Origin of the sequence: Catonella morbi ATCC 51271, assembly GCF_000160035.2 — a bacterium.
Classification (GTDB): Bacteria; Bacillota; Clostridia; order Lachnospirales; family Lachnospiraceae; genus Catonella; species Catonella morbi.
The window spans coordinates 163616-176591 of the sequence record NZ_KI535370.1 but is presented as its reverse complement, the minus strand read 5'-3'; the positions used below and the strand labels follow the sequence as shown (position 1 = coordinate 176591).

General features: G+C 36.7%; 11 protein-coding genes. 10 read left to right on the top strand and 1 reads right to left on the bottom strand.

Annotated features, from left to right (window positions below; genetic code table 11):
• Window position 1: 1 nt before the first annotated feature.
• The 7 genes from GCWU000282_RS13525 to GCWU000282_RS13495 all read left to right on the top strand — a co-directional run bounded on the left by GCWU000282_RS13525 (window position 2) and on the right by GCWU000282_RS13495 (window position 7264).
• Complete coding sequence (locus tag GCWU000282_RS13525) at window positions 2–1900, top strand: peptidoglycan D,D-transpeptidase FtsI family protein (RefSeq protein ID WP_023355724.1); 1899 nt, start codon at window positions 2–4, stop codon at window positions 1898–1900.
• 5 nt (window positions 1901–1905) lie between these two features.
• Window positions 1906–2868 carry a phospho-N-acetylmuramoyl-pentapeptide-transferase gene (gene mraY, locus GCWU000282_RS13520; protein ID WP_023355723.1) on the top strand — a complete coding sequence of 321 codons (963 nt, stop codon included), beginning with the start codon at window positions 1906–1908 and terminating at the stop codon, window positions 2866–2868.
• Between the two features lie 27 nt (window positions 2869–2895).
• Complete coding sequence (locus GCWU000282_RS13515) at window positions 2896–4155, top strand: FtsW/RodA/SpoVE family cell cycle protein (RefSeq protein WP_169730275.1); 1260 nt, start codon at window positions 2896–2898, stop codon at window positions 4153–4155.
• Between the two features lie 33 nt (window positions 4156–4188).
• Entirely contained in the window at window positions 4189–4902 is a 714-nt protein-coding gene (locus GCWU000282_RS13510) for a cell division protein FtsQ/DivIB (RefSeq protein ID WP_023355721.1), read from the top strand.
• Between the two features lie 115 nt (window positions 4903–5017).
• Window positions 5018–6175: a cell division protein FtsZ gene (ftsZ, locus tag GCWU000282_RS13505; RefSeq protein ID WP_023355720.1), complete on the top strand. Its 1158-nt coding sequence runs from the start codon at window positions 5018–5020 to the stop codon at window positions 6173–6175.
• 27 nt (window positions 6176–6202) lie between these two features.
• Window positions 6203–6649, top strand: coding sequence for a transcriptional regulator NrdR (gene nrdR / locus GCWU000282_RS13500; protein ID WP_023355719.1), 447 nt, complete (start codon window positions 6203–6205; stop codon window positions 6647–6649).
• Window positions 6650–6670: 21 nt separating this feature from the next.
• Entirely contained in the window at window positions 6671–7264 is a 594-nt protein-coding gene (locus GCWU000282_RS13495) for a putative ABC transporter permease (protein WP_023355718.1), read from the top strand.
• A gap of 172 nt (window positions 7265–7436) precedes the next feature.
• Here the strand turns inward: GCWU000282_RS13495 and GCWU000282_RS13490 are convergent, their stop codons facing one another.
• Entirely contained in the window at window positions 7437–8462 is a 1026-nt protein-coding gene (locus GCWU000282_RS13490; protein ID WP_023355717.1) for a LacI family DNA-binding transcriptional regulator, read from the bottom strand.
• A 261-nt stretch (window positions 8463–8723) separates the two neighbouring features.
• On the opposite strand from GCWU000282_RS13490, the gene GCWU000282_RS13485 reads away from it, so the two are divergent.
• The 3 genes from GCWU000282_RS13485 (at window position 8724) to GCWU000282_RS13475 (ending at window position 12970) form a co-directional block, all read left to right on the top strand.
• On the top strand, window positions 8724–10625 hold the full coding sequence (locus tag GCWU000282_RS13485; protein ID WP_023355716.1) for a beta-N-acetylhexosaminidase: 1902 nt from the start codon (window positions 8724–8726) through the stop codon (window positions 10623–10625).
• Window positions 10626–11072: 447 nt separating this feature from the next.
• Window positions 11073–12035, top strand: a complete 963-nt coding sequence (locus GCWU000282_RS13480; RefSeq protein WP_023355714.1) for an ABC transporter permease — start codon at window positions 11073–11075, stop codon at window positions 12033–12035.
• An 8-nt stretch (window positions 12036–12043) separates the two neighbouring features.
• Window positions 12044–12970: a carbohydrate ABC transporter permease gene (locus tag GCWU000282_RS13475; RefSeq protein ID WP_023355713.1), complete on the top strand. Its 927-nt coding sequence runs from the start codon at window positions 12044–12046 to the stop codon at window positions 12968–12970.
• The last annotated feature ends 6 nt before the right edge of the window (window positions 12971–12976 follow it).

Sequence of the window (12976 nt, the reverse complement as noted above, 5' to 3'; positions counted from 1 at the left end):
AATGTCGGGAAGAGTAAACAATACTGATAGACGGCGGAGAGCCGGCAGGAAAAATACACGTAAAAAGCGTGGAATGACAATTAAGAAAAAGATTTTAATGACAGCCGGAATATTTGCTTTAGCCTTTGTGGGAATATCTATCGCAGTAATAAATGTAGCACATGGAAAGGGAGACGGATATAAAAAGAAATATTTATCACAGCAGACTTACAGCAGCAATCCTATAATAGCAAAAAGAGGAGATATACTGGACAGACGTGGCGTAGCTCTTGCCAAGTCTGTTTTGGTGTATAATTTTGTTTTAGAGCCAAAAATAATCTTAGCTAAAGAAGAGGATTATAAAGAGCCTACTATTAAATTTGCAAGCGAATATTTTGGTATTTCTGCGGATGAGCTTAAACAGATAATTGAAAAGAATCCTGATTCAATGTATCAGGTAGTAAAAAAAGAAATAAGTTTTGATGAGAAAGAGAAATTTGTTGCGGCTGTAAATGAATTTAATAAAAGAGATACCAAGAAGGAAAAAGAAGATACAGCCAAAGATATGGTAATGGGCTATAATTTTGAGGGTTACTACAAAAGAACCTATCCTTTGAAAACTGTAGCCAGCGATGTTGTCGGTTTTACTTACTCAGGAGATACTGCTGAATGGGGGATAGAGGGATATTACAATTCAAAGCTGAATGGAAAAAATGGTGTAAGATATGGTTACTTTAACTCTAATTTAGAGTTGGAGGAAACCGAAATTGAAGCTAAAAACGGATTAAATATTGTAACAACAATAGATTCCGATGCACAGAAGCTTACAGAGGATATAATCGCAAATTATCAGAAAACCGAAGGTGCCCAAAATGTAGGTATTATTGTTATGAATCCAAACAATGGTGAGATTTATGTTATGGCTTCAAACAAAGGTTATGATTTAAATAATCCGAGAGATCTGAGCCCATATTTCAAACAGTCTGAAATAGATGCCATGAATGAAGACAGGAAGTTGGAAGAATTAAGCCGTATATGGAAAAATTACTGCACCAGCGATATATTTGAACCGGGTTCAACTTTTAAACCGTTTACTGTAGCGGCCTGCCTTGAAAAAAATGTAATTAAACAGAATGATACATTTTACTGTGACGGCTTCGAAGATGTTATGGACAGAAGAATACGTTGTGTAAAAAGGGACGGACATGGAATGATATCTTTATCAAAAAGTCTGGAACAGTCCTGTAATGATGTAATGATGCAGATTGTAAGAAAACTTGGCAAAAAAGATTTTGCGAGATATCAGAATCTGTTTGGAATAGGCAGCAGAACAGGAATAGATTATCCGGGAGAGACAACAGGTCTTGCTTATAATGAGGAACAGTTAAACCCTGTAGAACTTGCAACCAGCAGCTTTGGACAGGGAGTATCTGTGACAATGATCCAGATGGCAGCGGGTTTTTCATCCATTGTAAACGGAGGGACATACTATAAACCGCATCTTGTAAAAGAATTGGTAAATGATGCAGGAGTTGTAGTTGAGAAGAATGAACCGGTAGTTATGAAGAAGACTGTGACAAAGGATACTGCTGAATTTATACAGAAAGCCCTTTATGAAACAGTTGAAAACGGTACGGGCTGGAGAGCCAAAACAGCCGGTTATAAACTTGCCGGTAAGACAGGAACTGCACAGAAACTGGATAATGTAAACGGAAAAATGGTAAGATCGGAGACCAATTATGTTCTGTCTTTCATAGGCTGTGCGCCTTATGATAATCCGCAAGCTGTAGTTTATGTGGTTGTGGATCAGCCTCATATAGCAGATCAGACGGCCACAGGAATAGCATCTGCACTGGCTCATGAGGTTGTAGAAAAAGTATTTAAGGTTCTCGGTGTTTATCCAGAAAAAGTTAAGGAGTAATTAAAATGTTCTCATTAAGTATATTTTTACCTGCATTTATTTCATTTATACTTACGGTAATTCTCTGTCCAGTTTTTATACCGGTTCTGCACAAAATGAAGTTTGGACAGTTTGTAAGGGAAGAAGGACCGGAGAGCCATTTAAAAAAGGCAGGCACACCGACTATGGGCGGAATAGTTATGCTTGCTGCATTTACAGTCACAGGGCTTGCATATATGATGAATGAGCCACAGTTATTTCCTGTAATATTACTTACTGCCGGTTTTGGCTTCATAGGTTTTTTGGATGATTATATCAAGCTTGCCAAAAAACGTTCTCTGGGACTTAGAGCCTGGCAGAAGTTAGGATTGCAGATTGTATTGACAGCGGTATTCGCTTATATTATTATGAATAACTATCCTGAGCTTACTAAAATTGTAATTCCTTTCACTAAGGGAAATGTTGTTTGGGATCTCGGTGTATTATTTGTACCATTTGTATTTATTACAGTACTCGGAACAGTGAACGGTGCTAATTTTACAGATGGACTTGATGGACTTGCAACTACGGTAACGCTTATAATTGCAATGTTTTTTGCGGTGCTTTCCGTAAGAATCGGCTCTCCTGTTTCGGATACGGCTATGATAATGATAGGAACACTGCTTGGTTTTCTTATATTTAACACTTATCCGGCCAAGGTATTTATGGGAGATACAGGTTCACTCGCGCTTGGCGGCTTTGTAGCTGCACAGGCTTTTATGCTTAAGGCGCCGTTATTTATAATTATAGTGGCATTTATTTATCTTGCAGAGATATTATCTGTTATGATTCAGGTGAGTTATTTTAAGCTTACACATGGCAAGAGAATATTCAAAATGTCACCTATTCATCACCACTTTGAACTCTCTGGTTTTGAAGAAACAAGAGTTGTGGCGATGTTTGCTGTTGTAACAATAATTTTATGTTTTGTTGGATTTATTGCGTTATAGATATGAGTAAGGATGGTTGGTGATGGTATGGAAAAAGTGGTAAGGACTAAAAAAGGCAAAAGTAAAAATCGTAAAATCGGAATGAGATATTATGATTTTAATCTTGCCTTTCTTATCCTTTTCGCTTGTGCAATCGGATTGATAATTATATATAGTGCCAGTGCATATATTGCAAAAAGTAAGAATCTTGAATCAACATATTTTTTAAAGAGACAGTTAATAACCATAGGAGCCGGATTTGGTCTTATGATATTATTTTCTTTTATAAATTATAAATGGTTTAAATTTAGAGTAAAATTACCTATTCCGAGGTTTTTAAGGGCTTTATTACATAGAAAATCATTTGTTATATCTCTGCCCGGAACCCTGCTTGTAGGGATGACAGTTTTACAGGGATATACGAGTTTTCTTGCACCTATACATAATGGGGCAAGGAGATGGCTGGTAGTTGGAGGATTTACCTTTCAACCTTCAGAGTTGGCAAAGTTTGTTGTTATAATTTTTGGTGCTTATATTTGTTCAAGAAAGCCAAAAGAGATAAATACATTTTGGGGTTTTATAAAGGCTATGCTATATGTTACGCCTCTGATTGCTCTGATTCTGAAGGAAAACCTGAGTGCTGCCATAATAGTTACTGCGATATACGGTGTTATAATTTTTGTTAATGCAAAAAAAACGTTGCCTTATTTTGTTTTGGCAGGAATTGCAGGGGTAGCCGTAAAAGTCGGAGTAAAATTCTTTGGTGGATATAGAAGTGATCGTTTTGAAATTTTGGAAAATGTAGAAACGAGTGAAAAAGGACAGCAGATTTTACAGGGACTGTATGCCATAGCATCGGGCGGATTGTTTGGCAAGGGACTTGGCGGCAGTGAACAGAAGTATGGAAGAGTTCCGGAGGCCTACAATGATATGATTTTCACAATTATTTGTGAAGAGTTTGGTTTATTCGGAGGTCTTGCAATTATACTCTTATTTGCGCTTATTCTTATAAGAATGTTTGTGGTCATTATGAATGCCAAAGACAGGTTTGGTGCCTTGGTAGGTGTCGGAATAATGTCACAGATAGGTATACAGGTGGTGCTGAATATTTTGGTGGTTACCAGTGTTATACCTTCAACCGGTGTTATTCTTCCTTTCATAAGCTTTGGAGGAACGGCCGTTATAATTATGCTGTTTGAGATAGGGATATTTTTAAATATATCATGGAAAATAGAGTATAAGAACAGGTTGCTGGCAAAACGTGCGGGGAAATATTATAATAATAACAGGACTTTGAGTTTGAGATGACAGATATTAAAGTTAGAATAACCGGGAGTATATATGCGTAATAAGATTAGAATAATTTTTTTAATATTTTTTATACTTATACTGACAGCTTCCGGGGTTATTATGTCTTCAACTCTTGAGGAGGTGAAAGTAAAAGGAAATACGTATTATACGGAAGAAAAACTTAAGAATGAATTAAAAAAATATTATATAGGCGGTAATACAATATTAACATATTTTAAAATTAAATATGATAAAAGTATAACAATTCCTTTTGTTGACGAACTTGAGGTAGACTTGACGGGATTTCACAGCCTTACGGTTGCTGCCATTGAAAAAGAAGTTGTGGGCTGTCTGCCATACATGGGTGAATATATTTGCTTTGATAAAGACGGAATTATGGTGGGAAGCATAACAAAAAGAAGGAAGGGGCTTCCTGCAGTAACAGGTATAAGCTATGAAGCTGCAGTATTTAATAAACCTATAACTGCTAAGAATAAGGAAGTATTTGAGCTGACACTTAATATTACGCAGCTGATAAAAAAGTATAAGATTAATATAGATAAAATAGAATTCGAAAAAAATCTGTCTATAAAGCTGTACAATGGAAATGTTAAGATAATACTTGGCAAAAGAAAACATTTTGATGAACAAATATCAAATTTAGTTGAATTATTATCTAAAACTAAAGGCATGAAAGGGACTTTGCATATGGAGGATTTTTCGGAAAAAAACAAAAGAGTAATTTTTGAAGCAGATAAATCATAAAATTTGTAAAAAAACCTTGATTATTTTGGCTGGAATGTATATCATTAAGTGGGATAATATATCAATGTTTTGAATTATTGTAATATGTGTAATGAATTTGTAGGAGGAGAAGACCTTGGTAGAGATAAAAGATGAGAGAGATTCCGGAACTTGCAGAATTATAGTAGTCGGAGTTGGCGGAGCAGGAAATAATGCTATTGATAGAATGATTTGTGAGGGTGTTGCGGGAGTTGAGTTTATTAGTATTAATACAGATAAGCAACAGTTGATTTCCTGTACTGCTCCTACCTGTATCCAGATTGGTGAGAAACTCACCAAGGGACTCGGAGCCGGAGCAAAACCTGAAGTTGGTGAAAAAGCCGCTGAGGAGAGCAGAGAGGATATTATGGCTGCACTTAGCGGTGCGGACATGGTATTTGTTACCTGTGGAATGGGTGGAGGAACCGGTACCGGAGCTGCTCCTGTAGTAGCTGAAATTGCTAAAGAAATGGGAATTCTTACAGTAGGTGTTGTTACCAGACCGTTCAGATTTGAAGGCCCAAGAAGGTCAAGAAATGCTGAGATGGGAATAACCAAGATGAGTGAGGTAGTAGATACACTCATAGTTATACAGAATGAGAAATTGCTTGAGATTATGGATCGCAGGACTACCCAGCCGGAAGCTTTTGCCAAGGCAGATGAGGTTCTCAGACAGGGTGTTCAGGGAATTACAGATCTGATTGCGGAGGATGCTGATGTTAGCCTTGACTTCGCTGACGTAAGTACCGTAATGAAAGATAAGGGACTTGCACATATCGGTATCGGTGTGGGTACAGGAGAAAACAGATGTCTTGAGGCAGTTAAGATTGCTGCAGAGAGCCCGTTGCTTGATATCAGCATTGCAGGTGCAACAGACATGATTGTAAACTTCTACGGAGACATCATTATGCAGGAGATTGCTGATGCAGTAGATCATCTTCAGGAAATGATAGGAGATGAGAGTGACGTAAATATTATTTACGGTTCAAAATATGATGCAACTGATAAAGACCAGGTTACTGTTACTGTAATTGCTACCGGACTGAGTGAGGAAGGAAAGACAGTTACCGAACCTGTAAAGAAAACTGTTCCGACCAGGACAGGTATTGGAAGGACAGGATTCTCATCCTCCGGAAGGCAGACTGCGAGAACTTCTTCGGTTACGGAAAAAACAACTGCTGCCGAGAAGATAACAAATGACTCTAATAATACAGATATTAAAATTCCTGAATTCCTTATAAAAGGAAGAAAGTAAAACTCTGTTCTGTTTGGGAGGTTGGGGATGAAATGTCCATTTTGCGGTAATGAAGACACGAGGGTTATAGACTCAAGACCTTCGGATGATAACTCTACAATTAGAAGAAGAAGACAATGCGATAGTTGCAATAAGAGATTTACAACCTATGAAAAAGTTGAAACTATTCCTTTGGTTGTGATTAAAAAAGATCAAACAAGGGAAACCTATGACAGATCAAAAATTGAATCCGGAGTATTTAGATCCTGCCATAAGCGTCCTGTTCCTGTAGAGGAAATAAATGCCTGTGTAGAAGATATAGAGAATGCTATATTCAACAAAGGAGTGAAAGAGATTTCCAGTTCTGAAATTGGTGAAATAGTTATGGAAAGACTTAAGGAACTGGATCAGGTGGCTTATGTGAGATTTGCATCTGTTTACAGAGAATTTAAGGATGTAAATACTTTTAAGGATGAATTGGAAAAGTTATTATAACAAAGGAGTGATTATTAGCAGATGTGGGAAAGAGAAATATTTGACACTGACCTTTATCATTTAGTTGGTGCATTTATTATCTACAGTATGCTGGGGTGGCTTGTTGAGTCAATTTATATGTCCTTTTGCAATAGGAAAATAACCAACAGAGGATTTGGAAAAGGACCATTTTGCCCGATTTACGGTGTAGGGGCTTTGGTTGGCTATATTATGCTCAGTCCTCTTAAAGGCAATTATCTTGGCATATATATTGTTGGAGCCATATCAGCGACTATATTTGAGTTTATTGTAGGAAAACTAATGATAAAGTTTTTAGGCTCACTTTGGTGGGACTATAATGATAAACCATTTAACTATAAGGGAATTATTTGTCTTGAAAGTACAATAGCTTGGGGATTTTATGCTCTTGGAATAGTGTATTTTCTTCAGAATGCGGTGTATGACCTTGTTGACCGTATACACAAAGATCAGGGGATTGTTATTATAAGCGTTGTATTCTTTTTGGTTTTTGTAGACTATGCAATTCAGTTTATGAAGGTATTTGATATTGACCTTGAAGAAAAGAAAGAAAAAATAGAGGAAAGAGTTAAATCTTTTAAATCAAGATGGAGCTAAAAAAGGCTATGCAGCGTGTTTGCATAGCTTTTTTAAGTTTAATAGGAAATTTCTTCAAAATTACCTATTAAACTTAAATCTCTCCGAGGGATGCGCAGCTCACGGTAGGGAAGTTTGCCTTGCGGTACCGCTCGCGCGCGTAGTGTGTGCAAGCACACACTTTTCTGTTTTCTTAGTTAGGGAAAATCGAACTAAGATAGGTAATTTCAGGATGTACATATATAGTCTCTCTTGGGGCATTAGGACAATCCATCCTGTAAAGTATCTGCAGAGCAAGTTTTTTTCCGAGGTGCCTGGTGCTGACATTTGCTGTTGTTATCTTATCTGCAACGCTTACATATTCCTTATTTCCGTCAAAGCCTGTTAGGAGTATAGGTTTAGAAAAACGCTCAGGATACTTAGATATGTACATGGCTACATATTGTGCAACATAGTCACTTACACAGATGAAAGCATCAGGCATTTCTTTTATAGAATCGAGGAAATTAAAAATCCTGCTTTGATAACCGGATATGCTTATTGTATCGGTTAAGCAGATATCCGGTTCGAGAGGGATATTGTGCATTGCAATCCCGTCGGTATATCCGTAATAGCGTTCAAGGTTGGTTCTGGCATAATTTACGTCTCCGACAAAACCAAGTCTGGTACAGCCTCTTTTTACAGTATCATCTACTATTTCTGATATAGAATTTCGACCTTCTATCAATACTAAATCACAGCCCAGTATTTTTTCTGTTATGGAAGGGACTGTATCGAGGAAGACCTTAGGAGTTTCCAGTCTGGTTATTCTCTTTATAATATGTTTATCATAAAGATTGAGAACTATAATTCCGCTGATATCACCACCTGTTAATATATCAGGCAGCTGAAAATTCTCGTTATAAGAGCTTGGCATATAGGTGTACATAAGATTTACATTATGTAAGGCAAGCTCTTTAGCTATGCTGTGGATAATATCAGTCCAAAATACGGAAGAATCCGGTCTTGAAACTACGAGAGAAACATTTTTATATTTGCTTCCTGTTTCTGCAGCGGTACTTGTGTGTACAAGCCCGTTATAACCAAGTTTTGCTGCCATTTCCATAATACTGTTTTTAAGCGAGTCAGAAACCCCCGGCTGCTCATTAAAAACTTTCCATACACTGACTCTGGAAACCCCGAGTGCATCTGCAACATCCTGCATTGTTACTTTGCCCATTTGTCAATCTACCTTTCCGCGTTTAGTTAAACAACACAAAAAATATTCTGAATAAAATAAGTTGTTTCAAATTTAAAGCAACATTCTATTAATAATGTTAATTTTTTTGTTAACTTATGTTAAGTATAATAAAATTTAGTAGTAAATGTCAATATTAAATTTAATTCTAATTATTTACAAAACAGCTTGCAAAATTTTTAATTACATATTACTATTCAATTAGTAAAAGTATTAAAAATATTAAATGAAGGAGTATAAAATATGTATATTTTACCAAAACCGAAAAAACTTGCAGAAACCAAAGGAGAGTTTTTAGCTGAGTCAGGGTTGAGAATTGTTGCAGAAAGCGAAGAGTTGAAAATAACTACAGGCTGGGCTTTACCTGTGATTCTTAAAAATGAGTGGATGAATTTTGCGGGGATAGAAGCTGAAATAACTGCGGGAGCAGCAAAAAAGGGAGATGTAAGTTTAAGACTGGTGAATGCATTGCCTGCACAGAGCTATGTACTTTCAATTACAGAAGATAAAATCGAGATTTTAGGCAGGGACAGAGCCGGAGTAGGTTACGGTATTCAGACTCTTTGCCAGATTATAAGAAATAAAGGAGCCTTATTGCCTGCACTTCATATAGAAGATAAACCGGATATAGCCGCAAGAGGTTTTTATATGGATCAGGCAAGAGGAAGGAGCTTTAAGCTTGAGACTATAAAAAGACAGATAGACCTGCTCTCAAGGTATAAGATTAATCAGTATCAGCTTTATATAGAACAATCCTTTGCATTCAGAGGATTTTCTGAAATGTGGAGAGAGGATAGTGTGCTTACTCCTGAGGAAATAATGGAGATTGACAAATATTGCAAAGACAGGGATATAGATTTTGTGCCTTCACTTGCAAGTTTCGGACATTTGTATGAACTTCTCAGGACCAAAAGCTATGAGGATATTTGTGAGTTTGAAAATGCCGCAGGTAAGCCGTTTTCTTTTTGGGAAAAGATGCAGCACCATACTGTAAATGTTGCGGATGAGCGTTCGTTTGAAGTAGTTAAGAGGATGCTTGACGAATATTTACCTCTTTTTAGTTCAAAGCTGGTAAATATTTGTGCGGATGAGACCTTTGACCTGGGTAAGGGAAGGTCTAAAGAGCTGGCTGAAAAAATAGGAACCGACAGAATGTATCTTGAATTTTTGAAAAAGCTCTGTGAATATATAGTAGCCAAGGGAAAAGTACCAATGTTCTGGGGAGATATAATTTGTAAATTTCCTGAATTTATAAAGGAACTTCCGAAGGAGACCATCTGCATGGCCTGGGGATATATGGCTGAGCAGAAGGATGATATCTGTAAACCTATTGCTGAGGTTGGAGCAAATCTGTATCTTTGTCCGGGTGTGTGTGGCTGGAATACACTTATAAACAGGATTGATACGGCATATTCAAATATAAAAACACTTAGCGGCTATGCAAGAAAGTATAAAGCAATAGGTCTTTTGAATACCGAATGGGGAGATTTTGGGCATATAAATAATCCATCATTTGCTGTACCGGGAATTATATATGGCGGAGTATTTACCTGGAATTTAGATGCATATTCGGGAGAAGCCGCCATAGGTAAAGAAGAATTAAATAAAGCAATATCGAAGATTGAATACGGTGATTGTACTGAAACATATTTGGAATTACTTGAGAAGGCATCACTTAACCAAATTTTTGACTGGTGGAGTTGCGTACTGTTGTATGAAGGTTTTGCGGAAGAAGGAAGGTTTGATGAGAAAACAGCTCCGCATGGTTTTTCAAGTCATAAGGCTTTAACAGAAAGACTTGAGAGATTTAAGGAAAATATTGAGGCTGTAGATAAGGCTTCCTGCGAGCTTTATAATCTTAGAAAAGAACTCAGAAAAGCGTTTATCACAATGGATAGTTCAAACAAAGCAGAGTTTGACAAAGCTGATAATGCTATAATAGGAATTGATATCTGGAACAAGATAGGTAAGGCAGTAGTCATGCCTGAGAGCACATCTGAGGAAGACAAAAAACTGCTAGCAGAAGAACTTGAGATTTGGTTTATGAGGTATAAGGGCATATACAGGGCTGACTCTAAGGAAAGTTTGCTTAGCAGAGTTTCTAAAGTTGTATTCCGGTATGCTGACAAACTTAGAGGCCTGTAAAACTGATCCGGAAAATAACATGGAAAGCAAGGGGATTTGACTATTATTGTTAAAGAACCTTGCTTTTTTTGTTTAATAGGAAATTTCAAAGAAATTTCCTATTAAACAAAAATCTCTCCGAGGGATGCCGGACTCGCGGTAGGGAAGTTTACCTTGCGGCACCGCTCGCGCGCGAAGTGTGTGCGGGCACACACTTTTTTAAAGGCTAAGCTCAAGATAAAAATACTGTACAAAAAAATATTACAGTATATTTAGCTAAATTTTTGCGGGCTCTTAGTAAAGTTATACATGAGTTATAGGTATAATGTTAAAAATAATGTTTAATTGAAAACAAATTATTAAATAAAATGTTGCAAAATGTTAATTAATATGATAATATGTTAATCAGATGGAAAACAGAAGGGCATTATTTAGGATACTTCTACAATATAAGCAGGAGGAATATAAATGAGCAGTAAAAAAGAAACTACACTGCCTAAGAGAAAGAAAAAGTGGACCAGGGACGATACCGAGCTTACTATACTTGGTATACCTACATTCATATGGTATGTATGTTTTTGTTACTTACCTATGTTCGGTATAATAATTGCTTTCAAGGAATTCAGACTTAAACCGAGAGCGGGATTCTTACAGAGTCTTTTTCAAAGTAAGTGGGTATGGTTAAAGAATTTTAAGTATTTTGTTAATTCAAATGACTTTTTACTTTTATTAAGAAACACTATAGCTTATAACATTGTATTTATTATACTTGGAATTATTATACCGGTTACTTTGGCTATAATGATAAGTCTCATACACAGCAGAATAAAGTCTAAGGTATATCAGACAATGATGTTCCTGCCTCACTTTATGTCCTGGGTAGTTGTAAGTTATTTTGTATATGCCTTCCTCAGCCAGGATAAGGGATTTGTAAACAATATTTTAAGCTCGATAGGCTTAGAAAAGGTAAACTGGTACTCGGAGCCTAAATACTGGCCGTTTATACTGATATTTATGCAGCAGTGGAAGAGTATAGGTTACAGCATGGTAGTTTATCTTGCCTGCATAACAGGTATAGATTCGAGTCTTTATGAGGCTGCGGTTATAGACGGAGCAAGTAAGTGGCAGCAGACCAAGTACATTACTCTGCCAAGTCTTAAGTCGGTTATAATAATGATGTTCATATTAAATGTAGGCAGAATTTTCTACTCAGACTTCGGACTTTTTTATCAGGTAACACAGCAGATACCGGCATCATTACATGATGTGGCATCAACTTTTGACACCTATGTATATAATGCATTGCAGTCCAATGTTCCTATAGGAAAGACTGCGGCAGCTTCGGTGGCACAGTCAGTGGCTTGCTGTATAACAATTCTTGCTGCAAACTTTGTGGTTAAGAAGATAAATAAAGAACAGGCAATCATCTAATAAGGAGAATGAAAGTGGATAATAAAGTTATTAAGAAAGGTAAAGGACTGAACCAAATAAAGTCCGGAACAAATATTGTATTCAATATAATATTTATAATTTTATCCTTAATGTGTATAGTGCCTGTAATTTTCGTGTTCATTATCTCAATATCCTCTGAAGCATCACTTGCCAAATTTGGCTACAGCTTCTTCCCGGCAGAGTTATCTGATGCGGCTTATATCTATCTTTGGAAAGAAAGGATGATGATACTTAAAGCCTTATGGATTTCAGTACTTGTTACTATCGGAGGAACATTACTCGGACTTGGACTTACAACTTCCATGGGATATGTGCTTTCAAGAAAAAGCTACAAATTACAGAGTTTTTATACTTGGGTAATATTTATTCCGATGATATTCAATGGTGGACTTGCGGCAAGCTATGTTGTAAATGACAAGCTCTTAAACTTGAGTGATACGCTTTTGGCGCTGATACTTCCGCTTGCGGTCTCATCTTTCAATATTATTATATGTAAAACATTTTTCAGAACAACAATACCGGATTCTGTAATAGAGTCAGCAAAGATAGACGGGGCTACACAGCTTGGAATATTTAATAAGATAGTGCTTCCTATATCTAAGCCGGTAATAGCTACGATAGGACTTTTCTTAAGTTTCGGTTACTGGAATGACTGGTTCTTATCATCTCTTTACATAAGAAACAAAGATTTGATATCACTTCAGGCTTTGCTTAACAGTATGGTTAAGAACATACAGTTCCTTGCAAGTAATCCAGATGGCGGAGTAAGTATACAGCAGTATCTTGCAAATATGCCAAAAGAATCGGTAAGAATGGCGATCGCTATAGTTATAGTAGTTCCTATAGCCTGTGCTTATCCGTTCTTCCAGAGATACTTTGTAACAGGTCTTACAATAGGTGCGGTAAAAGGTTGAATCTTA